Consider the following 22,658-nt stretch of genomic DNA (forward strand, 5'->3'; position numbering starts at 1 on the left):
GGTGTCCCTGAGGGGAACCCGCCAACGGGTTCCCCGGCCTTTCCCACCGGACCCTCTTTCATCACCTGGAGCACACATGACTCTTCAACCAACCCTTCGCCCGGACTGCGGCAACTGCTTTGCCCTCTGCTGTACCGCCCTGGGATTCGTCCGCTCGGCCGACTTTGCCATCGACAAACCCGCGGCGACACCCTGCCCGAACATGTCCGCCGATTTTTCCTGCACCATCCATGAACGCCTCCGGCCGCGCGGATTCCGTGGCTGCACCGTTTTCGATTGCTTCGGCGCGGGCCAAGTGGTTTCCCAGCACACCTTTGGCGGTACCAGCTGGAGGGACCAACCCTCGTCCACGTCCTCGATGTTCGCCGTGTTCAAGGTGGTGAGGCAGCTCCACGAAATGCTCTGGTACCTGGCCGAAGCCCAGCAACGGACCTTCGACCCCGACCTCGCTTCAGCGGCCGTCCACCTGTCCGGACGCATAACAACCACCGCCCAAGGCGACGCAACAGCGATCCTTGCCACCGACGTCGAAACGCTGCATGGTGAAGTGCGGGCCCTCCTGATGGAGGTCAGCGAGGAACTACGGGCCTCCTACGGAGCCGAGGACGCCCAAACGCCCGACGACGGCCCTCGCCGGGACGGTGATCACAGCGGCGCCGACCTGATGGGCGCGAACCTGGCGAACCGACGCCTCTGCGGATCCAACTTCCGCAGTGCCTACTTGATAGGAGCAAACCTCAGGAACAGCGACCTCACGGCGGCAGACCTGTTGGGAGCCGATCTCCGGGGAGCCCACCTCCACGGCACCGATCTCTCCAGTGCGCTCTACCTGACGCAACCGCAGATCACCGCCGCCGAAGGCGACCCCACCACCCTCCTGCCACGAAGACTCACAAAACCGGATCACTGGCGCTAAAGCCTGTAACCGGGACAAGCCGGGGGGCCGGCGTCCGGCAGCCTGCGTTCAAGCGAGGAACGAGCGAGCAGGCAGAGGACGGCGGCCCCCCGGCGCCAGTCGGTGGCAGGCACTAAACGTCAGTGAACGGCAGCTTTTGTAGTCGCTCACCGACGGTCGCGTTCCGCTGCTCCGCCTGGCGCAGCCGCACAAGTTCGCGGTTGCGTCGTTCCCCGAGGACGGCCCCGATGTAGTCCTCGGCGATGGTCCCGGAGGGCGGGAGAGGGGCCACGTATTTGGCCAGTTCGGAGGCGATGGCCGTGGCCATGGCGACCCGGGATTCCGGGGACATGAGGTAGGCCTGCTGCACGAAGGTACCGGCCCTTCGTGCAGTGGCGTCCGGGACCCTGCCGATGTCCGCCATGGCGGCCCAGGCCTGGAGGTAGTGCGGTGCCACCGGCATGATGCGCGGTTTTGAGGGAACCCGCTGGCGGAGTGAGTAAGTGCCGGCCACGATGTCGCCAAGGCGCTTGGATTTGTCGTTGAACAGTGCCACGCCGATCGCGAGGCCGCCGAAGGTCAGATAGATCTCAAGGACGCCAAGAAGCCCCCGGATGACGGCGTGCCGGAAGCGGATGGAACCGCCGTCGTCGCGCACTATGCGAAGTCCTGTTGCGAGCTTTCCCAGGGATCGTCCACGGGTGAGGGTTTCCACGGCGACGGGAACGATGACGATGGAGAACACAACACTGCTGAGGATCAGTGCGCGGATCGCGGCGTCGTCGAGGTCCTCTGACGCCATGCCGATGAGGATGATCAGGAGTATCGCGAGGGCTACCTGCGAGATGATGTCGAGGATGAGTCCCAGCGCGCGGGCAGCAAAGGATGCCGGTCGCAGTTCGAGGACTACTGCCTCGCCTGTGATGATTGAACTCATGCCCAGCCCCCATGCCTCGCAAACGCTGCGGACGCTTGGCGTGCCCGCATCACCGAGTCTAGCGGCGGGACCCACCCCGTGCGTGGACTGAGGCGCTAGGGTGGTGCCGTGGACATCGACGCCTTCTCGGCCGTACATGGGGACAAATGGTCCAGGCTTCATTTTCTTGCGCATAAGCGCCGTCTCACGGGAGCCGAAGCCGATGAGTTGTTGCGGCTCTATCAGACGGTATCGGGGCATTTGTCCCTGATCCGCTCGGTGGCTCCGGAGACAGCGTTGTCCGCCACGCTGTCCGCAGGGCTGGCACAGGCCCGGACCCGGTTCACGGGGGCGCGCTCGAATTTCATGGAGGACCTGGCCCGGTTCTTCGTCATCGCCTTACCCGCGGCTTTCTACCGGATCCGCTGGTTGACCCTGTGGTGCGGACTGGCTTTCGTGGTGGTGGCAGGGGCGTACGCCCTGTGGATTGGAACGTCGGCGGAGGCGCTGAGGGCGGTGGGCAGTGATGCCAGGATCCAGCAGTATGTGGACGAAGACTTCATCGACTACTACTCGGAGAACCCGGCTGCCTCGTTTGCCGGCGCCGTGTGGACCAACAACGCTTGGATTTCTGCCCAGGCCGTGGCATTCGGAGTCACCGGATTTTGGGTGCCGTACATCCTGTTCATGAATGCCCAAGGCCTGGGCATTGCCGCGGGACTCTTCCTGGCGACGGGGAAGATGGATGTCTTCTTCAGCTACATCCTTCCGCATGGACTGATGGAACTGACGGCAGTGTTCATCGCCTGCGCAGCGGGCCTTAAAATCTTCTGGGCCATGGTGCGGCCGGGGCCCCGCACACGGCTGCAGGCTGTGGCTGACGAGGGGCGTTCCCTGATCACGATTGCGCTGGGGTTGGTGTTGGTCCTGCTCGTTTCCGGAATGGTGGAGGGATTCGTGACGCCCAGTCCGCTGCCCGTGTGGGCGAAGATCAGCATCGGAGCCTTGGTTCTGGCCGGATATTGGGTCTACACGTTGGTGCTCGGTGGCAGGGCCGCCCGGACCGGTGTTACCGGGGACCTGGACGCGAACGACGCCGGATACCGCAGCATCGCTGCGTAGACCTTACAGTTACGTTTCGATCTGGGCGCACCCGGGGTGGCACAGCGTGTCGGCGTAAGGCCGGACGGTAGGCTCGAATGCAGACAAGAGAGCCGGCAGTACGCATTCGCCGGTGGATGCCTACGGAAGTGAAACCGCTGTGAGCGACAAGAGCCCAAAACCACAAGAACCGGACACGGACGTCCACGAGGACCCCAACGAACCGGCCTTCGACTGGATGAAGCCGAAGACCTCCGGTGGTGCCTCTGCAGTGGCTCCCGTGACGCCCGCAGGCGGGCAGCCTGAAAGCCGCGCCCACCGGAAAGCTGCAGAAGCGGCCGACGTCGAGCCGGAACCCCCGCTGTTCGCTGACACTCTTGCGGGCAACTCCGCTGAGAAGCAGGAGTCGCACTATTCGGAACCTTTGCCGACGTCGGCCCTTCAGGTCCGACCGCCGGAAGACGAAGTGGCCCGACGCAACGCGGAACGTGAGCAAGCCGCAAAGGTGAAGCCAATCGGACCGCGGGTTTTCCAAGTCCTGTTGGCCGTCTTCTACCCGGTGATCCTCCTGGTGCTCGCCGTTCGGGCGGTCACCAGCCCCTTGTTCCTGTGGGTGGAGTACAACCGGCCGGGTTTCCCGGGCGACGGCTATGGTTTCAGCACTGATGACCGTATGACCTACGGCTCGTACGCCGTGGACTACCTCAGCAACTGGGCAGGTCCCCGCTACCTGGGTGGCTTGGTCCACCAGGACGGTGCCAAGCTCTTCAAGGACAGCGAAGTGGCGCACATGGCTGACGTCAAGCTGGTCATCCTGTCGTCCTTCGGTGCAGGCTTGCTCCTCATCATCCTCAGCATCATCGCCGTCCTGTACCTGCGGAAGCGCAGCAACGGCGGAATCCGTCGAGGACTCTTTGCCGGATCCATCGTCACACTGGTCATCATCATTGGCCTCGCTGTCCTGGCGGCATTGAGCTGGCAGCAGTTCTTCACCGAGTTCCACCGGATCTTCTTCGCCAATGGAACCTGGACGTTCTCGCTGGAAGACACCCTCATCCGGCTCTTCCCGGGACAGTTCTGGATAGACGCGGGCATCGTCATCGGCGCGCTGGTCTTCCTCGTGGCGACGGTGACGTTCATCTTCACGTGGCCCACCAAGCGGCGTCGGGGTGCTGACACAACGGTTGACCAAGCCGAGGTCTCGGACGATGACGCTGTTAAAGATGAAGCGGACAACCTCAGCAGAGAATCAGCTGACGCCAAGCGCTAGCGGAGCCGGCTCCACGGCGTGCCCTGTGGGGGCGCCAGAACACGAATGAGCTGTTCAGGGCGGTCCGTGCTGGCGATGACGGTCTTACCGCTTTTCATCTCGATATTGATCTCGGGACCGCCGACGAGGTACCCGACCATGCCGGGCCCCATGTATCGGAATCCGTACCCACTGGGTCCGGCCGCGTTGTCCGTGGTCAACGTCGCGATTTCATCCTTGGGCAGTGTCCGTTTGAAGATGTCGCAGAAGGCGATCACGATGTTCTGCGAGTCGACCTTGACGGTGACAGTCATGAAGGCGATGAATGAACCAGCTGCGGTGGTGACCAGCGGTGCGAAGAGCACTTCCGGTGTGTTGTTCAGGACGATCAGCACGAACAGCACCGGGCCCAGCGCAACCATCGTGAAACCCGCAATTCGCGGTATCAAGGTAGCCCGGACACGCGAGTAGTAGAGCGCCGGTGTCGATATGCCTGATGGTGTTGCCATGGGTTCCCCTTTGAACGTTTGGTTCGTGAGGAAAACGCTACGTGGACAACGACGGCACCTAGGCAGGGACCGGCCTATCTAGGTGGTGATTACGGCCGAATTAGTTGCTGGATAGGTAGCACTAGGTGGTGAATAGAGGCGGCCTAGGTGGAGGGACTACTTCTCGAAAAGTTTTTCCACAACTGAAGAGAAATCGTCAACCACAGCTGCCCGCTTGAGCTTGAGCGACGGCGTCAGGTGTCCGGATTCGACGCTGAGCTCCGCCGTGATGAAGGCAAACTTCTTGATCGACTCGGCCGCGGAGACCAGTTTGTTGGCCTCATCCACGGCGGATTGAACAGCCGCCTTCACCCGGTCGTCGCTGGCCGCTTCCGCCGGTGACAAAGCACCTACCTTGTTCTCGGCGCACCAGTCGGCAAGTCCCTCGGGATCGAGGCTCACCAGTGCCGCGACGAAGGGGCGGCCATCGCCCACCACTAATGCCTGACTCACCAGAGGGTGCTCGCGGAGCTTCTCCTCCAAAGGTGCGGGGGCCACGTTCTTGCCACCGGCAGTGACCAGGAGGTCCTTCTTCCTGCCGGTGATGGTCAGGAAGCCGTCGGCGTCGAGTTCGCCGAGGTCGCCGGTACGGAAGAAGCCATCAACAAACGCAGCTTCGGTGGCCGCTTCATTGGCGTGGTAGCCCTTGAAGACGCCAATGCCCTTGACCAGCACCTCCCCGTCCTGGGCCACACGGATGGTGGTGCCGGGGAGGGGAATCCCGACAGTACCGATCCGGGACATGCTGGGCGTATTGACGGTGCACGGTGCGGTGGTCTCCGTCAGGCCGTAGCCCTCCAGTACGGGGACGCCGGAGCCATGGAAGAAATGGTTGTCCCGCAGGCTGAGGGGGCCCGCCCCGGAAACCGTGTAGCGCACATTACCGCCGAAAACCTCACGGACCTTGGGATAGAGAAGCTTGTTGAACGCGGTGTGCTTCATGCCCAAAAGCCATCCCGGACCGGGTCCCTGCCCACGCGCGGCGAGGTCCACCGCCGTCGAATACTCCACAGCGGTTGCCGAGGCAGCGGAGAAGAGCGCCGACTTTCCGCTCATGGCGGCTTTGTGCCCGGCGCCGGCGTAGACCTTTTCAAAGATGCGCGGCACAGCGAGCAGGAAAGTGGGCTTAAAAGTACTGAGGTCTGCCATCAGCCCATTGGCACCCGCGCTGTGGCCGAGCGTGATGCCCGCGGTGAGGCACACCACCTGGACTGCCCTGGCGAGTACGTGCGCCAACGGCAGGAACATCAGCGTCCGCGCTCCCTGCTGCATCAGCAGCTCGGGAAGGAACGGGATGACGTTCCGTGCCACCAGGACAAAGTTGCCGTGGGTGATTTCGCAGCCTTTGGGCTTGCCAGTGGTTCCGGAGGTGTAGACGATCGAGGCGATGTCGGCGAGATTCGCTGCGCTGCGCTGGCGCTCCAGCTCGGCGTCCATGACGCCAACCCCGACGGCGGAGACGCTGGTCAGGTTGGGGGCGTCGCCGTCGTGCTCCATCCGCATGATCGCCACGGGATCGTCCCCGAGTGCAGTGGACCGGTTCACCAGGGCGTGGACGAGATCTGCTTTGGCCGTGTCCTCCACGAAGATGCGCCGGGCGCCTGAATCGGCCAGGATCCACTCGATCTGGCTCGGGGACGACGTCTCGTAAATGGGCACCGTCACGCCGCCGGCCATCCAGATGGCGAAGTCCACCAACGTCCACTCGAAGCTGGACCGGGAGAGGACCGCTACGGGGTCGCCGGGATTGAGGCCTCCGGCGATCAGTCCTTTGGCGAGGGCGCTGACATCGGCGAGGAACCTGGCTGCGGATACATTCAGCCAACCGTTCGCCGTCTTGTGGGCGTACAGGATGCCGAACGGATCCTTGGCACAGCGTTCCAGGAGGAGGTCAGTCACATTGCTGTCAGGATGGGCCTCGACCAGAAGCTCCGTGCTGGCTTCCCTCACTGCTTGCCTCCTAAATCCACGATGGCATCCACATTCTCATCCGCCACTCCTGATAGCTGATGACCTCTGCGGTCAGGACCGGATAGAAGAACGCCGTTGCCAGGACCGCCAGTACCAGGACCAGGCCCACCACATAGAGCCCGGACCGTCGCCGCCAAGGGGGATCACTGCTTCGGCCGAGCACCAAGCCCAGGACGTAGGTCAGGCCAAGCACCAGGAACGGTTCGAAGGACACAGCGTAGAAGATGAACATGGTGCGTTCCGGATACATGAACCACGGAAGGTATCCGGCGGCAACTCCGGCGAGGATGGCACCTGCGCGCCAATCCCGCCTGCCGGCCCACCAGAACAGCAAGATGACCAGGGCGATGGTTCCGCCCCACCACACCACTGGATTACCCACCGGCAGGATGGCCGAGGAACAGGTCTCCACCACGCAGCCAGGAGTGCCCTGCTTGGGTGTTTGGTAATAGAACGAGGTAGGCCGGCCCATGAGGAGCCAGGTCCACGGGCTGGACTCATACGGGTGGTCCGAGCTGAGGCCCTGATGGAACTTGTACGCCTCAAGGTGGTAGTGCGCCAGGGACCGCACGGAATTGGGCAGCCAATCCCAACCCGCTGAGGGGTTCGTGGCGGCCCATTGACGGTAGTAGGCGTCCTTGGAGAGGAACCACCCCGTCCACGTTGCCGCATAGGTCAAGGCAGCCACTGGAATGATGGTGACGAAGGCCAACAGGCCGTCCTTGAGGATTCCTGCGCTGAACCAACTGCGGATGCCGGCAATGCGCCGGGCGCTCACGTCCCACAGGACCGTCATCAAGCCGAAGGCGGCCACGAAGAACAACGCTGACCATTTGGTTCCCACAGCCAAACCAAGGCAGATCCCGGCAACCAGGCGCCACCAACGCATTCCGAGCCAAGGGCCGGCCACCAGTTGAGTGGGGGATGGGCGGCCCAGCGGCGAAGCAGCCGCCTGTGCGGCGAGGCGGGAAGCCAGACGACGGCGGCCGTCGTCGCGGTCCAACAGGAGGGCGCCGAAGGCGGCGAGGATCCAGAACGCCAGGAAGACGTCAAGCAAAGCCGTCCGGGAGAGCACCAGGTGGTGGCCGTCAATGGCGAGCAGGAGCCCGGCAACGGCGCCAAGTGTGTGCGAACGGAAGAGCTTCAAGGCGATGAGGGAGACGAGGAAAACGGTCAGGGTCCCCGTCAGCGCTGCACCGAAACGCCAACCGAATGGATTGTCACCGCCGAACAGCCACATGCCAAAGGTGATCATCCACTTGCCCACCGGCGGATGGACAACATACTCCGGGGTGTTGAGCAGGACGTTCGGGTTGCCGGCGTTGAAGGAGTCATTGGCGTTCGCGGGCCAGCTGCGCTCATAGCCGCTCAGCAAATAGGAATAGGCGTCCTTGACGTAGTACGTCTCATCGAACACCAGGCTGTGCGGGGCATCCAGCCGGAAGAACCGGAGAATGCCGCCCAGCACGGCAGTGATGGTGGGGATCAGCCAGAACCAGAGACGCAACGACGCCGGGTAGTCACGCCAACTCTGGATCCCGCCGATCAGGCGCTCCCTGAGGGCCTGCGCTGTGTAAGCCTCGGTTGGCCGGGCGATCCACCGGTGGTGTTCCAGCCCGCGGCCTGGAAGGGGCGTTGCCAAGGTGTCGTCCAATGCCGCGGTGCGCCGCGAACGCGTCACGTCCCCGGTTGGCCTGGCAGATGCTTGCCCGTTGCTGTCTGCGGCAGCGGGGGCATCGGATCCACCGGTTGCAGGGGACGCCACAGGAGTTCCGGAAGTGGTGGCAGGAACGGGCGACTGGTTCACCCGCCCATGCTACCTTTCCATCCTTGTCACAGCGTTGAGGTGCGGTGTTGGAGGCACCGCGGCATTAGGCTTGGCAGGTGGACGAACAGCGCAGCACCCCGGACGAGGCTCCCTTCAGCGACGACCTGGACGAGGCAGTTCCTGCTGCCGGCGCCGGCGCAACTGCGGGGATTGGCAGGATTGTGCTTGCGGCTACCCCGATCGGAAACGTGGGCGACGCATCGTCCCGGCTGATTGAACTCCTTGCAACTGCGGACATTGTTGCCGCAGAAGACACCCGGCGTCTGCACCGGCTGGTGACGGCCTTGGGCGTGGAGGTCTCCGGACGGGTTATCAGCTACCACGAGCACAACGAGGTTGCCAAGACCGGCGAATTGCTTGACCACGTTCGCGCCGGAAAGACTATCCTCATGGTCAGTGACGCTGGAATGCCCGCCGTCTCGGACCCCGGGTTCCGTTTGGTGGAGGGCGCTGTTGCTGCGGGCCTGACCGTCACTGCCGTCCCGGGCCCGTCTGCCGTGCTGACAGCCTTGGCACTCTCCGGGCTTCCCACTGACCGTTTTTGCTTCGAAGGATTCCTGCCACGTAAAGCGGGGGAGCGGAACTCACGCCTCGCCGACCTGGCAGACGAGCGCCGCACCATGGTCTTCTTCGAGGCCCCGCACCGGCTCGAAGTGATGCTCCGGGCACTGCACGAACGGTTTGGAGCCGACCGCCGCGCAGCTGTATGCCGTGAGATGACCAAGACCTACGAGGAAGTCATCCGGGGAACGCTGCGCGAACTGCTGGAGTGGGCAGAGAACAACGAAGTCCGCGGCGAAATCGCGGTGGTGGTCGGTGGTGCGCCTGAACAGGAGCCCGGCAAACCCGAGGACCACGTGGCAGCCGTGAACCAACTCATGTCCCAAGGCATCCGCCTGAAGGAAGCCGTGGCAGCAGTGGCTGACGATGCCCGCGTCAGCAAGCGGGAGCTGTACTCGGCGGTACTCGCGGCCCGCTGATCCGTGCTGTGCAGCTGCACAAATTGGCGCCTGCATGGCAGTGCGTGAAGGCGTAGACACTCCTTCTCGCGGGGCAGTACCGTGGCAGTAATTCACGCCACTTCCGGCAACGAACCCCCGTGGTGCAATTCTCCAAAGCACCCAAGACGAAGGAGTCGCCATGACTGTCACGGTTGAACGCGAAAGCGAACTGCTGGCTTCCGTCCCTACCGGCCTGCTGATCAACGGTCAGTGGCGCCCGGCCGGTTCCGGAAAGACCTTTGATGTTGAGGACCCTGCCACCGGCAAGGTCCTGCTCAGCATCTCCGACGCCGGTGCTGAAGACGGCGCCGCGGCGCTCGACGCCGCTGCTGCCGCCCAGGCTGATTGGGCCCGCACCGCACCGCGCGAACGCGGCGAAATCCTGCGCCGGGCCTTTGAACTGGTCACCGAACGTGCCGAAGACTTCGCACTGCTGATGACACTGGAAATGGGCAAGCCCCTGGCCGAAGCCCGCGGCGAAGTGACATACGGTGCCGAATTCCTGCGCTGGTTCTCCGAAGAAGCGGTCCGCGTCTCGGGCCGCTACTCCGCAGCACCCGACGGCAAGAACCGCCTGCTCGTGCAGAAGAAGCCGGTAGGTCCCTGCCTGCTGATCACCCCGTGGAACTTCCCGCTGGCCATGGCCACCCGCAAGGTAGCCCCCGCCGTCGCCGCTGGCTGCACCATGGTGCTCAAGCCCGCCAACCTGACCCCGCTGACCAGCCTGCTGTTCGCCCAGGTCATGCAGGAAGCCGGCCTCCCCGCCGGTGTCCTGAACGTCATCCAGACCTCCACCGCAGGTGCTGTCACCGGCCCGCTGATCAAGGACGACCGCCTCCGCAAGATCTCCTTCACCGGCTCCACGCCGGTGGGCCAGGCCCTGATCCGCGAAGCCGCGGACAAGGTCCTGCGCACCTCCATGGAGCTCGGTGGCAACGCCCCGTTCGTCGTCTTCGAAGACGCCGACCTGGACAAGGCCGTTGAAGGTGCCATTGCCGCCAAGATGCGCAACATGGGCGAAGCCTGCACCGCAGCCAACCGCTTCATCGTCCACGAGTCCATCGCCGACTCCTTCGCCGAGAAGTTCGCCGCCAAGATCGGCTCCCTCACCACAGCACGCGGCACCGAACCTGAGTCCAAGGTTGGCCCGCTGATCGACGGCAAGGCCCGCGACGGCGTTCACGCCCTCGTCAGCGAAGCCGTAGCAGGAGGTGCCACCGCCGTCACCGGTGGTGCCGCCGTCGACGGTCCCGGCTACTTCTACCAGCCCACCGTGCTGAAGAACGTCGCCGCCGACGCCCGCATCCTCCAGGAAGAGATCTTCGGCCCGGTAGCGCCGATCATCACCTTCTCCACCGAAGACGACGCAGTCCGCTTGGCCAACAACACCGAATACGGCCTGGTTGCCTACGTCTTCACCAAGGACCTCAACCGTGGCCTGCGCATCAGCGAACGCATCGAGACCGGCATGCTCGGCCTCAACGCCGGTGTCATCTCCAACGCCGCCGCACCGTTCGGTGGCGTCAAGCAGTCCGGCCTGGGCCGCGAAGGCGGCTCCGAAGGCATCGAAGAGTACCTCTACACCCAGTACGTAGGTATCGCGGACCCGTACGCCGACTAGGCTGCTCTTTCCACCAAAGAGCCCCGTCCGCCGCTCTCGCAACAAGAACGGCTGTGACACGCAAGGGCCCGGCTCCTGGAACCACAAGTTCCAGGAGCCGGGCCCTTTGCTTTCAAGCTAGCGCCGTTGTGGAAGCACGCCGCGGAGCGTCCGCCACCACCGGGCGAACCCGCGTCCAACCACCGCAGCGAGCGACCCCACGGACCGGAACGGCGCCCCGAGCGCGTGGACCCACCGGCGCATCATCGACGGCGGCAGCCAGTCCGCGCGGAAGCGCACCAACCAGCGGGCATTGTTCCGCAACGTTTCACGCACGACGGCGATCCGCGTCGCCGCAGCTGGTGTCGCCGTTGGTCCCGTCTGGCGGCCATAACGCTGCCGTTCGAAGTCCGAGGTGAGCGAGGCAACCGCCACGTGCGCGGCGTCGTCCATTCCACCCGCGTCTCCGAGGGCGGCACTGGAGCGAAGCCTGGTGGAGAAGTGCCTCGGCGTTTCGCTGGGCGTGGAGGGTAAACCGTAGTCCGTCGCCAGGTCCTGCAGTTCCGCCCACGCCAGCTCCGGGGCCGGATCCTTGTAGCCGGGCTGCAAGGCGTCGGCCTCATCCGGGGGTTTTTGGTTCAGGCGCCGCCGCCGCAGGATGGTCCTGCTCAGCCGCGGAGACCACAGGAAGGCAAGCAACAACGCCACGGCTGCTGCGGCCCCGCCGATGACCGGCAGCGGGTTCGCACTGGGGGAACCGGTCGCCGGGGTTTCCACGCCAGGAAGCGGAACCGGGGCGGGCGTGGCCGGGGCCGGTGTTGTCAGGACTTCTTTCTCGTCCGCATTGGTGCTGAGGTTGCTGGGAACAGAGGTTTCCGTCGCGTAATCGGGAGGGACGCCACGGGACGGCGTCGGCTCAAACGGGACCCAACCGAGTCCTTCGAAGTACAACTCTGGCCACGCGTGCGCATCCCGGGCGTCTACCTCGTACTCAGGGAAGGATCCTTGGCCGACCAACGCCACGGACTCGCCCGTGAGCCGGCCTGGTGCGTAGCCCACGGCGATGCGGCTCGGAATACCTTCAGCCCGGGCCATGACGGCCATCGCCGAGGAGAAATGAACGCAGTAGCCGCTCTTGACGGCCAGGAAATCGGCCAGGACAGAAAGCCCGTTGCCGTCATAGCCGTTCTGCACCGGCGCCTGCAGGGAGTACGTAAATTCACCGGAGCGCAGGTACTTCTGGATAGCCAAGGCCTTGCCGTAGTTGCTCCCGGCGGACGCCGTAACGGAATCCGCCGTTTGCCTCACGATGTCAGGAAGGTTGCCCGGAATCCGGAGGAAATCCTCTGAGATGCCTTGGGGAGCCGCTGTGGCCTGGGACAGGGATTCTGCCGTGACCTTGGGTGCACCGGAAAATACCACGTACCGTTGCGCACGCGTGGTGGTCTCGGTGCTCATGATGCTTAGTGTGGCCGGGTCCCAGGTCCAGCGCCCGTTGAGGCCGTTCACTGAGGCAGGGGCAAACGGGGCAGGAAGGTAGGGGCTGGTGAAGAGGCCGGCATTCACGGACGTCACGGTGTTGACCACTTCTGCCTGGACGGAGTAGCCCGTTTCCAGTCTGTCGGCGCCCGCGCGCCGCTGGGCCGCACGGTCGTCCGGGGCCCAGGTTTCGCCGTCGAAGTGGTCAATGGTGACGGACCTCAGGTAGAGCGGCCCGCTGGCACTCGTGGCGTAGGTAATGCGGCCCGACCCCGTGGGGCTCCGGAGGCTGTTGCCCAGGGTGATCATGGGATTGAGCCCGTTGGAAGTTCCCCACGGACTCAGCCGGGATCCCTGGGGGAAGGTCCCCGTCTCGAACCCCGGGATGGCCAGCGGAACCACCATGGCCAGGGCCAGCGCCAGGCCGCCCGTCACCAGTGAACGCCTGAACTGGCCGGCGCCCCGCCCCGAACCGGACTGGAGCCTGGCGTCAGGGGCGAACCAGTGGCTGCACCCGAGAATCAGCAGATATCCCACAGCAGCGCCGAGGAAGCCTGCAACTCCCACGCTCTGGGGTTTGATGGTGGCTGGAACCACCATGACCGCGAGGAGCCCAATGCCGCTGGCCGCCGGCATCGCCAAGGGGACTGCCAACGCGTCGATCAAAATCACCAGGAGCCCCAGGCAGGCGCACATGACGAAGACGATCCCGGCGTTGGGCGCCACAGGAGCGCTTTCGGAGACCACCGTCTCGGCAGCACGTTTGATGAGGCGTCCGACGGCGGTGAACGTCCCGGCCGTGGGGATGAAACCCGCCAGGCTTTCCTGCCGGAAGAACGTAAAGCTGAGAATCCCCGCGAGCGAGGCAAAGGAACCAAGGGTGGCCAACAGTGGCTTGGCCCGGAGTGTCCGAAGAAGAGCCAAGGTCAGCGCGACAACCAGCACCGTGGTGATCAAGGGCATGAACCAGGCCCAGCCCCTGAGGACGCCGTTCAAGGACAAGGCAGCGCCCAGAACGGCAACAACGATCGACACCGCCATGACCCAGGGGTAAGGCCCTGGCCCCGGGGTTTGCGGCCGCGGGGACCCGGACGGCTTCGGACCGGACGTTCCGCCGGGTTGGACCGGTGCGGGAGTGCCGAGGTGGGACGTCGCTGTCATCGGGGAACCGCCGCTCCACGACGGACGTCCATGGCCGACCCTGCCGCGGCCACGATTCCCCCTTCATCAAAGGAGGACCAAGCGGCCGCCAGTTGGGTCCTGGAGGTCACCACAGCCACGCGCCAACCGGCCAGGCGCAGGATCTCCAATACGTCATCATTGTTCCGGGCGGCGTCAGTGACCATCAGCGCGAAAGCATTGGCTCCGTAGGCTGCCGCGGGTGCCAGGGACCTGGCCTCAGCGGGAGTCAGCGTGCCGAGGAGCGCTAGAAGAGGGCCGCGAAGACGGTGGGCGGCGAGCTTATCCATGAGCCGGTCATCGAAGGCAGCATCGGCGGAATCAGCGGTGGCTGGGCCCGTAGCAGCGTCTGCCCTGTGGTGCTCCGCCCGGACATGCCTGGGACCGCTGAGTTCGATGGCGGCCAATCCTTCAGCGATGGCCTGCAAGCCTCCGATGCCCGAGAACTCTTCGGTATCCGGTTCCGGTGCCGAGCGCGAACGGATGAATGCCGGGCTCCCGAAAACATCCAGCACCCGCAACGAGTAATTCCACTCCGCCAGATGGGCCGCAACGGACATCGCTGCCGTCACCACCCATTCAAAACCGGGGCTGGTGACCAGGTCCGAGTCCTCGTCATGGGCTCCAAACATGGAACCTGTTCCTGCGGCAAAAGCCGTGAAGCGCTGGTCCAGGATGAGGGTGGCTTCCGGGGTAGTGACCGATTCCTCCTGGCGGACCATCAGTTGCCCGTGGCGTGCCGTAGCCGCCCAATGCACGCGGCGCATGGGATCGCCGTGCCGGTACTCACGGGTCATGATGTCGTCGTCGCTGGGGTTGGCCCTGATGCGCGTGGCGGTCACGCCATCGTTGCCGCGCGCGCCGGCAAGTCCGGTGACGGGAAGTTCGACGGCGGCCGGCGTCACCGTGAGGATGTCGCCGTCGTCGATCGCATGCCGCCGCAGCGACAAACCGAAGGGGTCACTGAACTCTGCCGTAACCGGGCCGATGCGGAACTGTCCGCGTTTGCCGGAGCGGAGATGGTATTCGTGACGGCTGGTGCCTCCGGATGCTGAGCGGGCCGGAAAACGGAACGCCGGCGGCTCGCCGAAGCGGGGAGGCAGCTGCTCCTCCATGATCACGTGCCCTGTGGAATACGAGGACCGTGCTACCGCCAAACGAACGGTGGTGGTGCTGGCAGTTTCCACAGTGGAGGGGTTGAACTCCCGGTACACTTGGAATTTGGGCTTCAGAACCCGCACCCCAGCGAGGGCCACCAACGGCAGGAGAAGCAACAAGACCGCGAGCGTCAGGAGATCCCGCCTGCCCATGACCCAGGCACACCCCAGTGAGACGGCACCGGCCGCCAGCAATCCCCAGCCGCGGTTGGTAAATAAATGCTTGGGGAGCCGATCCACGAGCGCCATTCCTGCCTCCTAGGCGGTGTGCCTGTCCCTGCGCCACGCGTTGGGCGGTTCCTGGGCAACCGGCAGGGCGGCCAGGATGCCCCGAAGGATGCTTTGCGGCGTATCACCTGAGCTTGCCGCTTTGCGGTCCAGGATGATCCGGTGGGCGAGCACCGATTCGGTAACGTCCACTACGTCGTCCGGGAGAACAAAGTCCCGGCCGTCCAACGCGGCGGTTGCCTTGGCTGCACGCAACAGCTGCAACAAGGAGCGCGGGCTGGCACCAAGGCGCAGACGGGCACTGTCGCGGGTAGCCCGCCCGATAGCCACGGTGTACTCCTTGATGGCAGTGGACACATACACCTGCTGGACGGCAGCGATCATGGCCGCGACGTCGGCGGCAGTGACCACGGGGGTCACTTTGGCCAGGGGAGAGGAAGCCTGGTGCGTCTCCAGCATTTCGATCTCGGCTTCCTTGTCGGGATAGCCCATGGAAATCCTGGCCATGAAACGGTCCCGCTGGGCTTCGGGCAGCGGGTACGTGCCCTCCATCTCAATGGGGTTCTGGGTGGCGACCACCATGAAGGGCAGGCCCAGTTGATAGGAATGTCCGTCAACGGTGACTTGATGCTCTTCCATGCACTCAAGAAGCGCGGACTGGGTCTTGGCCGAAGCCCGGTTGATTTCGTCGCCGATCACAATGTTCGCGAACACTGCGCCGGGCCGGAACTCAAATTGCCGGGACGACTGGTTGTAAATGGAGACACCGGTGACATCTGACGGAAGGAGGTCCGGCGTGAACTGGATGCGGGAGACGGTACAGTCCACGGTCCGCGCCAGTGTCTTGGCCAGCAGGGTCTTGCCGACGCCGGGAACATCTTCCAGCAGGAGGTGGCCTTGGGCCAGCAGAACCGTCAACGCGAGTTTCGCGGCGTCGGCCTTGCCATCAATGACCTTGTTGATGGATCCCAGGATGCGTTCGCTGGCATCGTGGAAGCGTTCCGCATCCATGACCTGCGGCCTGTGTCCATTGAGTGCTGCACCTTCCCGCGGCAGGGTACTGTAAGCCTCGCCCTGGAACGGGGTAGGTTCAACGGATACTTGTCGCTTGGACTCCATGGATTGCCCTTCAGCCGTGGCCACTGCACCAGCAATCTTGATGACGTGTTGCTGTTCTTGACCGTCTGTCCGTTCCAGACTACCCAGACATTGGCCGCCGCTGACATAGTGCTCAGGAATTTATGTGCCGAGTGGAATTTACCTCTGCCCACCCGGCCGCTGCCTCAGGGGGACCATGGTCCGATTAAGGTGGGAGCATGTGTAATTCGCTCGCCCCTGTTGCGTACCGTGCGTCATCCGAGGATACAGATTCCCGCAAGGAATACCCGCCGGCACCTGAACCCCTCCCCGTTCCGGTCATGGACAACCACACGCACCTGGATTTCCGGCACGGACTGATCGAGGTCCCGGTCCGCGACGCGATGGACTCGGCTGAGGCCGTAGGTGTGCAAGGCGCTGTGCAGGTGGGTTGCGATTTGGAGTCGTCCCGCTTCACAGTGCAGGCAGTGGACGCGGATCCGCGCCTGCTCGGTGCCGTAGCAATCCACCCCAACGACGCCCCGGTGTACGCCGGGCGCGGTGAACTGGAGTCGGCGCTCGCAGAGATCGAAGAGCTGGCAGCCCACCCGCGGATCCGCGCCATCGGTGAAACGGGATTGGATTTCTTCCGGACCCACGGGGAAGGGCTGGTGGCCCAGCGGTACTCGTTCCGGCGCCACATCGACATCGCGAAACGGTTGGGGCTGACTTTGCAGATCCACGACCGCGACGCCCACGACGACGTGGTGGAGGTATTGATGGAGGAAGGTGCCCCGGAGCGGGTGGTGTTCCACTGTTTCTCCGGAGACGAAGAACTGGCCCGGATCTGCAACCAGAATGGGTGGTACATGTCGTTTGCGGGCACCATGACGTTCAAGAATGCCGGGAACCTGCGCGCAGCGCTGGCCATCGCCGAACCACAGCGGATCCTGGTGGAAACCGATTCGCCGTTCTTGACGCCCCACCCGTACCGTGGGCGGCCGAACGCGAGCTACATGGTTCCTTACACCGTCCGGTCCATGGCGGAAGTGACCGGCGATGACCTCTCCGAGCTCTGTTCGCGTTTGGCGGAAAACACGCTCCAGGCCTACGGCTCATGGGCCTGAGGCGCTCCTTCGAGGCGCCCTCCCCGTGCCCGAAATGAATACCCGGTATGCAGAAGTCTTGGTTGGTTTATAACAGATCGGTTACTGTGTTAAACAAGTAGCCGGGGTCGGGGAAGGCCTTCGGACAGCTGGGCCGGTTGAATCCGGCCTTCATCAGTTGAATGTAATTGGCGGCGCAGATGCCGGCAGCAAGTGTGGGACCAGGCTTTGTGCCTGGCCCCTCCGTTTTGCCGCTGGCATTATTTTTGTGCTTTTCCCCGTGCCCGGATGGTCTGAGAGTTATGGGCAATCGTGATCAAGTTCTTCACAACGGATGGCAAGTTCAGCTTCCTCAAAGTCGGTGCCCAGTTGCTGGTTGTTGCAGCGCTGGTGGTCGGAGTTGTCGCGTTTGTGGGCAACAACAAGACTGTCACCCTCAACGTGGACGGCAAGGTAAGTTCCATCCAGACCTTCGGCGGCACGGTTGACCAGGTGGTCAAGGCGGCCAAGGTTGAGCTGAAGGACGCTGACAGGGTCTCTCCCGCCCTCGACGCCCGTGTGGATAACGGCTCCGTGGTCAACATCAACCTCGCGAAAGCGGTGTCCATTGAATTGGACGGCGCGCGCAAGACCGTGAACACGAACGCCCCCGATGTCGCCGCACTGGTCAGCGAACTTGGAGTGGCAAGCTCCTCCGAAATCTCCCAGCCGAAGGAAGCATCGCTGGAAGTCACCGGTTCCTTCGTCTCCATCTCAACTCCCAAGACCATCAGTGTTGTTGCCGACGGCAAGGACACCACCACCACCACGACGGCGGCCGACGTCGCCACCGTGCTGAAGGACACCGGCGTCACCGTCGGCGCCAACGACCGCATCTCACAGCCTGGCAACGCGCCCATCGTTCAGGACATGGTGATCAAGGTCTCCCGCGTGGACACCAGCAAGACCGCAGAAGCCACGGAGGAAGTGCCCTTCGAAAGCGTGAAGACCGAAACTGCTGAGCTGTTCAAGGGCGAAGAGAAGGTCACCCAGGAAGGTGTGGCCGGTTCGCTGGTCAAGACGTTCAAGCTGGTCCTGGTTGACGGACGTGAAGCGTCACGAGCCCTCGTCTCAAGCAATGTCACCACCAAGCCGGTGACCGAAAAGGTCAGCGTGGGCACCAAAGCCCGCCCGGTAGCTGCTCCGGCCAAGGCAGCCGCAACCTCCAGCGGCCCCACGGGCGCACCGAACGAAGCTATGTGGGACAGGATTGCCCAGTGTGAGTCCGGTGGAAACTGGTCCATCAACACCGGCAACGGCTACTACGGCGGCCTCCAGTTCTCCAGCCCGACGTGGCTGGCCAATGGTGGCGGAGCCTACGCTCCCAACGCCAGCCTGGCCACCAAGGCACAGCAAATTGATATCGCCAACCGCCTCTACGCCAAGAACGGCCTCCGCGACTGGGGCTGCGCGCACGCAGCCTGACCCTCCACAGGCGATACGATACCTAGGTGACTGAACCGAATTCCGAACCCGCCGCCGTCGCGCCTTTGCTGGGCGCCACAGACATCCGACGGCTTGCCGAGGAAATCGGTGTACGCCCTACGAAGACCCTTGGGCAGAACTTTGTGATTGACGGCAACACCATCCGCAGGATTGTGGCGGCCGCCAACATCGACTCCGATGAAACCGTGCTGGAAGTCGGCCCTGGACTTGGCTCGCTGACCCTCGGCTTGCTGGACGCAGCCAAGACTGTTGTGGCGGTGGAGATCGACCCCGTGTTGGCGGAGAAACTGCCGGCGACTGTGCGTGCCTGGCGGCCCGGAGCAGAAGACAACTTCCACCTGGTGCTCTCCGACGCCATGAAGGTCACCGAACTGCCCGTGCCTCCCACGGCACTGGTGGCAAACCTGCCGTACAACGTTGCGGTCCCCGTGGTGCTTCACCTCCTGCAGCACTTCCCGAGCCTGCAGCACGGCCTGGTCATGGTGCAGGACGAGGTAGCTGACAGGCTTGCTGCGACTCCCGGGTCCAAGATCTACGGTGTTCCCTCCGTGAAGGCCGCGTGGTACGGGCACATGCGCAAAGCCGGTGTCATCGGCATGAACGTGTTCTGGCCAGCGCCCAAGATCCATTCGGGACTCGTGGCTTTCACACGCCACGATCCGCCCCGGACCCATGCCACCCGCGAACAGGTCTTCGCCGTTATCGATGCTGCATTTGCCCAACGCCGGAAAACCCTTCGGGCGGCGCTGGCCGGCTGGGCCGGGAGCGCCGCTGAGGCAGAACGATGCCTGGTTGCGGCCGGTGTGGACCCCACCGCGCGCGGCGAAGTCCTGGATATCTCCGCCTATGTCAAGATCGCCGAAGCCCGCCACCCCGTGGACGCATGAACCCGGGCACCCGCAAACCCAGCAGCCTCCCGTTCGCGGGGGACCGCTTCCATGCCCGGACAGTCCGCGTCAAAGCGCCCGGGAAGGTCAACGTCTCCCTGAGCGTCGGACCGCTGCGGCCTGATGGCTACCATTCGGTGGCCAGTGTCTACCTTGCCGTTTCCCTCTATGAGGAAGTGGCGGCAACGAGCACCGAGGCACAGGGAATCACTATCAGCATCAGCCCCGACAGCACGCTTGACCTCGACGGTGTGGACATTCCGCTGGATGAGCGGAACCTCGCCTACAAGGCCGCGGCCATCATGGCCGAAATGTCCGAGAAGCCCACCGGTGTGCACCTTGAAATCACCAAGCGCGTGCCGGTGGCCGGTGGCATGGGCGGCGGTTCAGCGGATGCCGCGGCGACCCTGCTGGCCTGCGATGCCCTGTGGAACAGCGGACTGTCCCGCGAGGAACTCGCGCATCTGGCGGCAGAGTTGGGTGCAGACGTGCCGTTCTCGCTCCTGGGGGGCACCGCCGTCGGGCTGGGCGTGGGCGACAAACTCTCCCCGGCCCTGGCCAAAGCCCAGATGGACTGGGTGCTGGTCTTTGCAGATTACGGGCTCTCGACACCTGACGTCTTCCGGACCCTTGACGGACTGCGGGATTCCGAGGGCGTGGACATTCCGGAACCAGTGGCCGTGGACCCCACCATCCTCCAAGCGCTCCGTCATGGAGACCCTGAGACCCTCAGCCGGGTGTTGATCAACGACCTTCAGAGGGCTTCCATCACGTTGGCGCCTCAACTTCGCGACACCATCGGACTGGGCGAAGCACGCGGTGCCCTGGCAGGAATGGTCTCTGGCTCCGGCCCCACTATCGCTCTGCTTGCCCGCGACTCCGTTTCAGCCAGTGTCCTCGCCGAAGAGTTGACCCACCGCGGCCACACTGCCTTGGCGGTCCACGGCCCGGTGCCCGGCGCCCGGATCATCTCCGATACCCTCCTTTAGTACCTCCGCATTCCAGCAGTAGAAAGTAGTACCCATTGGCCCATCTGCTTGGCGGCGAAAACCTCACCGTTTCGTTCGCGACCCGCACTGTCCTCGACGGCGTCACCCTCGGTTTGGAGGATGGCGACCGCATCGGCATGGTGGGCCGTAACGGCGACGGCAAATCGACCCTCATGCGCCTGCTCGCCCTGCGCTCGACGCCGGACTCCGGACGGGTCACCAAACGGGGCGATGTCAACGTGGGCTACCTGGACCAAGGCGACGTGCTCGACGGCGACCTGACAGTGGGCGCTGCGATCGTCGGCGACCGCGCGGACCATGAATGGGCCGCCAACGCCAAGATCCGGGAAGTCATGGGCGGACTGGTGGGCGACGTCGACTGGCACGCCAACGTCCACGCCCTTTCCGGTGGCCAAAAGCGCCGCGTTGCGCTGGCCAAGCTCCTCATCGAAGACCACGACGTCATCATGCTGGACGAACCCACCAACCACCTCGACGTCGAAGGCGTCGCCTGGCTGGCCCGGCACCTGAAGACTCGCTGGCGCGCCAACCAAGGCGCGTTCCTGGTGGTCACCCACGATCGCTGGTTCCTCGACGAGGTCTGCAATTACACCTGGGAAGTCCACGACGCCATGGTGGACATGTTCGACGGCGGATACGCCGCGTACGTTTTGGCCCGCGCCGAGCGTGACCGCATGGCGTCCGTCGTCGAAGGTAAACGCCAGCAGCTCGTCAAAAAGGAACTCGCGTGGTTGAGGCGCGGCGCCCCCGCCCGGACCGCCAAGCCGAAGTTCCGCATCGAAGCCGCCAACGACCTCATTGCCGACGTGCCCGATCCCCGCGACTCGGTGGCGCTCAGCAAGATGGCCACCGCACGTCTCGGCAAAGACGTGCTGGACCTCGAGAACATCACCCTGGACTTCTTGGGCGGCGAGAGCGGGCAGAAGCTCTTTGACAACATCACGCTGCGGCTCGCACCGGGCGAACGCCTTGGCCTGGTGGGTGTCAACGGTGCCGGAAAGTCCACCCTGCTGAAACTGCTCAACGGCGAAATCCAGCCGACCTCCGGCAAAGTCAAGCGCGGCAAGACCGTGGTCACCGCCGTGCTCACCCAGGACGTCAAAGAACTCGACGACGTCTCCGACCTGCGCGTCATTGAAGTCATCGAACGCGAAAAGCGGTCCTTCAGCGTGGGTGGCAAGGAATTCACCGCAGGCCAGCTCGTGGAACAGCTCGGGTTCACCAAGGAAAAGCAGTGGACACCCGTCAGCGATCTCTCAGGTGGTGAGCGCCGCAGGCTCCAACTCCTGCGCCTCCTGGTAGGGGAGCCCAACGTCCTCATGCTCGACGAACCCACCAACGACCTCGACACCGACACCCTGGCCGCCGTCGAAGACGTCCTGGACGGCTGGCCCGGGACCCTGGTGGTTGTCAGCCACGACCGTTACCTGCTGGAACGCGTTACCGACAACCAGATGGCGTTGCTCGGCGACGGAAAACTCCGTGGCCTGCCGGGCGGCGTCGACCAGTACCTCGAGCTGCGTGAAGCCGCCCTTGCATCCGGCGCTGTTGGTGGGGGCTCCGGCGCGCCGACCTCTGGCAGCGGGTCCTCTGCTTCCGCTGCTGCTCCGTCCGGTGCCAGCGAAGCCGAAAAGCGGGAGGCCCGCAAGGACCTCAACAGGATCGACCGCCAACTCGGCAAGATCTCGCAGCAGGAAGAGAAGCTCCACACCCAAATGGCAGCGAAGTCCGAATCCGGCGACTTCGACGCCTTGGGGGAACTCAACGCCAAGCTGCAGGAGTTGCTCGAGGAAAAGGAAGGGCTGGAGCTGGAGTGGTTGGAGGCCGCTGAAATCCTCGGCGAGTAGATGGTGAGCCGGCCTTCCGACGCTCTCTCGCATCCCTCGGGCTTGCGGCCGACCCTCCTGCACATCCCTCGGGCTTGGGGTCGAGGGATGTGCA

Annotated in this window: 17 protein-coding genes; 10 read left to right on the forward strand and 7 right to left on the reverse strand. The window is 64.2% G+C overall.

Annotation, left to right across the window (positions count from 1 at the left end):
- The first annotated feature begins 76 nt into the window (after positions 1–76).
- Positions 77–916 (forward strand): pentapeptide repeat-containing protein, encoded by an 840-nt coding sequence (locus QEH68_RS07065; protein WP_280627519.1) that lies wholly within the window; start codon positions 77–79, stop codon positions 914–916.
- Positions 917–1,028: 112 nt separating this feature from the next.
- On the opposite strand, the gene QEH68_RS07070 is transcribed toward QEH68_RS07065, so the two are convergent.
- Positions 1,029–1,832, reverse strand: a complete 804-nt coding sequence (locus tag QEH68_RS07070; RefSeq protein WP_280627520.1) for an RDD family protein — start codon at positions 1,830–1,832, stop codon at positions 1,029–1,031.
- Between the two features lie 108 nt (positions 1,833–1,940).
- On the opposite strand from QEH68_RS07070, the gene QEH68_RS07075 reads away from it, so the two are divergent.
- On the forward strand, positions 1,941–2,933 hold the full coding sequence (locus QEH68_RS07075) for a stage II sporulation protein M (RefSeq protein ID WP_280627521.1): 993 nt from the start codon (positions 1,941–1,943) through the stop codon (positions 2,931–2,933).
- A gap of 139 nt (positions 2,934–3,072) precedes the next feature.
- Entirely contained in the window at positions 3,073–4,182 is a 1,110-nt protein-coding gene (locus QEH68_RS07080) for a TIGR01906 family membrane protein (protein WP_280627522.1), read from the forward strand.
- Here the strand turns inward: QEH68_RS07080 and QEH68_RS07085 are convergent.
- From QEH68_RS07085 to QEH68_RS07095, 3 genes are all read right to left on the reverse strand, one after another.
- The gene (locus QEH68_RS07085) at positions 4,179–4,670 is read right to left on the reverse strand and encodes a hypothetical protein (protein ID WP_280627523.1); all 492 of its coding nucleotides are present in this window, start codon (positions 4,668–4,670) and stop codon (positions 4,179–4,181) included. The two genes, QEH68_RS07080 and QEH68_RS07085, sit on opposite strands and share 4 nt — an antisense overlap.
- 156 nt (positions 4,671–4,826) lie before the next feature.
- Positions 4,827–6,659, reverse strand: coding sequence for an AMP-dependent synthetase/ligase (locus QEH68_RS07090; RefSeq protein ID WP_280627524.1), 1,833 nt, complete (start codon positions 6,657–6,659; stop codon positions 4,827–4,829).
- 10 nt (positions 6,660–6,669) lie between these two features.
- The gene (locus QEH68_RS07095; RefSeq protein WP_280627525.1) at positions 6,670–8,487 is read right to left on the reverse strand and encodes a phospholipid carrier-dependent glycosyltransferase; all 1,818 of its coding nucleotides are present in this window, start codon (positions 8,485–8,487) and stop codon (positions 6,670–6,672) included.
- A 125-nt stretch (positions 8,488–8,612) separates the two neighbouring features.
- On the opposite strand from QEH68_RS07095, the gene rsmI reads away from it, so the two are divergent.
- Both rsmI and QEH68_RS07105 read left to right on the forward strand, forming a co-directional pair.
- Complete coding sequence (gene rsmI / locus QEH68_RS07100) at positions 8,613–9,488, forward strand: 16S rRNA (cytidine(1402)-2'-O)-methyltransferase (protein WP_280627986.1); 876 nt, start codon at positions 8,613–8,615, stop codon at positions 9,486–9,488.
- Positions 9,489–9,648: 160 nt separating this feature from the next.
- On the forward strand, positions 9,649–11,130 hold the full coding sequence (locus QEH68_RS07105; protein WP_026542786.1) for an NAD-dependent succinate-semialdehyde dehydrogenase: 1,482 nt from the start codon (positions 9,649–9,651) through the stop codon (positions 11,128–11,130).
- 117 nt (positions 11,131–11,247) lie between these two features.
- On the opposite strand, the gene QEH68_RS07110 is transcribed toward QEH68_RS07105, so the two are convergent.
- Genes QEH68_RS07110 through QEH68_RS07120 form a run of 3 tightly spaced genes read right to left on the reverse strand, consistent with a single transcriptional unit; the run spans position 11,248 to position 16,271 of the window.
- A complete protein-coding gene (locus tag QEH68_RS07110) occupies positions 11,248–13,749 on the reverse strand; it encodes a DUF3488 and transglutaminase-like domain-containing protein (protein WP_280627526.1) in 2,502 nt (833 codons plus the stop codon).
- Positions 13,746–15,173, reverse strand: coding sequence for a DUF58 domain-containing protein (locus QEH68_RS07115; RefSeq protein WP_280627527.1), 1,428 nt, complete (start codon positions 15,171–15,173; stop codon positions 13,746–13,748). Before QEH68_RS07115 ends, QEH68_RS07110 begins: the two co-directional genes overlap by 4 nt.
- A 9-nt stretch (positions 15,174–15,182) precedes the next feature.
- The gene (locus QEH68_RS07120; RefSeq protein WP_207596828.1) at positions 15,183–16,271 is read right to left on the reverse strand and encodes a MoxR family ATPase; all 1,089 of its coding nucleotides are present in this window, start codon (positions 16,269–16,271) and stop codon (positions 15,183–15,185) included.
- Positions 16,272–16,468: 197 nt separating this feature from the next.
- On the opposite strand from QEH68_RS07120, the gene QEH68_RS07125 reads away from it, so the two are divergent.
- The 5 genes from QEH68_RS07125 to QEH68_RS07145 all read left to right on the forward strand — a co-directional run bounded on the left by QEH68_RS07125 (position 16,469) and on the right by QEH68_RS07145 (position 22,564).
- Positions 16,469–17,356 carry a TatD family hydrolase gene (locus QEH68_RS07125; RefSeq protein WP_280627528.1) on the forward strand — a complete coding sequence of 296 codons (888 nt, stop codon included), beginning with the start codon at positions 16,469–16,471 and terminating at the stop codon, positions 17,354–17,356.
- 291 nt (positions 17,357–17,647) lie between these two features.
- Positions 17,648–18,799: a resuscitation-promoting factor gene (locus QEH68_RS07130; protein ID WP_207596830.1), complete on the forward strand. Its 1,152-nt coding sequence runs from the start codon at positions 17,648–17,650 to the stop codon at positions 18,797–18,799.
- Between the two features lie 26 nt (positions 18,800–18,825).
- Entirely contained in the window at positions 18,826–19,707 is an 882-nt protein-coding gene (gene rsmA / locus QEH68_RS07135) for a 16S rRNA (adenine(1518)-N(6)/adenine(1519)-N(6))-dimethyltransferase RsmA (RefSeq protein ID WP_207596831.1), read from the forward strand.
- The gene (locus tag QEH68_RS07140; protein ID WP_280627529.1) at positions 19,704–20,696 is read left to right on the forward strand and encodes a 4-(cytidine 5'-diphospho)-2-C-methyl-D-erythritol kinase; all 993 of its coding nucleotides are present in this window, start codon (positions 19,704–19,706) and stop codon (positions 20,694–20,696) included. The genes rsmA and QEH68_RS07140 overlap by 4 nt, the downstream gene beginning before the upstream one ends.
- Before the next feature lie 35 nt (positions 20,697–20,731).
- A complete protein-coding gene (locus QEH68_RS07145; protein ID WP_280627530.1) occupies positions 20,732–22,564 on the forward strand; it encodes an ABC-F family ATP-binding cassette domain-containing protein in 1,833 nt (610 codons plus the stop codon).
- Positions 22,565–22,658 lie beyond the last annotated feature (94 nt).

This window comes from Paenarthrobacter sp. OM7, from assembly GCF_029873575.1.
Lineage (GTDB): Bacteria > Actinomycetota > Actinomycetes > Actinomycetales > Micrococcaceae > Arthrobacter.

Bases quoted from the DNA above. Each gene is read 5' to 3' on its own strand.
- QEH68_RS07065 (WP_280627519.1), top strand. From the start codon at position 77: ATGACTCTTCAACCAACCCTTCGCCCGGACTGCGGCAACTGCTTTGCC.
- QEH68_RS07070 (WP_280627520.1), bottom strand. From the start codon at position 1,832: ATGAGTTCAATCATCACAGGCGAGGCAGTAGTCCTCGAACTGCGACCG.
- QEH68_RS07085 (WP_280627523.1), bottom strand. From the start codon at position 4,670: ATGGCAACACCATCAGGCATATCGACACCGGCGCTCTACTACTCGCGT.
- QEH68_RS07105 (WP_026542786.1), top strand. From the start codon at position 9,649: ATGACTGTCACGGTTGAACGCGAAAGCGAACTGCTGGCTTCCGTCCCT.
- QEH68_RS07110 (WP_280627526.1), bottom strand. From the start codon at position 13,749: ATGACAGCGACGTCCCACCTCGGCACTCCCGCACCGGTCCAACCCGGC.
- QEH68_RS07115 (WP_280627527.1), bottom strand. From the start codon at position 15,173: ATGGCGCTCGTGGATCGGCTCCCCAAGCATTTATTTACCAACCGCGGC.
- QEH68_RS07120 (WP_207596828.1), bottom strand. From the start codon at position 16,271: ATGGAGTCCAAGCGACAAGTATCCGTTGAACCTACCCCGTTCCAGGGC.
- QEH68_RS07125 (WP_280627528.1), top strand. From the start codon at position 16,469: ATGTGTAATTCGCTCGCCCCTGTTGCGTACCGTGCGTCATCCGAGGAT.
- QEH68_RS07140 (WP_280627529.1), top strand. From the start codon at position 19,704: ATGAACCCGGGCACCCGCAAACCCAGCAGCCTCCCGTTCGCGGGGGAC.